Raw genomic sequence first — 234 nt, 5'->3', positions numbered from 1 at the left:
GGCGGGTAGATGTCGGTGGTCAGCCGGTCCTCAAACCCGTGCAGCTGGTCGGGGCCGACGAAATGCATCTTGCCGGAGAGGCAGGTGTAATAGCCCGCACGGCGCAGGTGGGGGGCGTATGTCGGGATGGAGGAGGCGAATTCGGCGGCATTATCATAGACGCCCGTGGCGGAGGGCAGCTGTCCGGACATGAAGCTGGCCCGTCCCGGTGCGCAGAGGGGGCTGGCGGTATAG

Annotated in this window: 1 protein-coding gene; it reads right to left on the bottom strand. The window is 66.2% G+C overall.

All coding sequences use genetic code 11. The annotated features are described in order from the left end of the window. Positions 1-234: sulfatase-like hydrolase/transferase (locus tag R0J92_RS26765; RefSeq protein WP_411053914.1), on the bottom strand; the 234-nt coding region annotated here is incomplete at both ends.

Source organism: Tritonibacter sp. SIMBA_163 (genome assembly GCF_046535935.1).
Taxonomy (GTDB): Bacteria; Pseudomonadota; Alphaproteobacteria; order Rhodobacterales; family Rhodobacteraceae; genus Epibacterium; species Epibacterium scottomollicae.
Note: the sequence above shows the minus strand (reverse complement) of the source record. Positions and strands in the feature narration are given on the sequence as shown.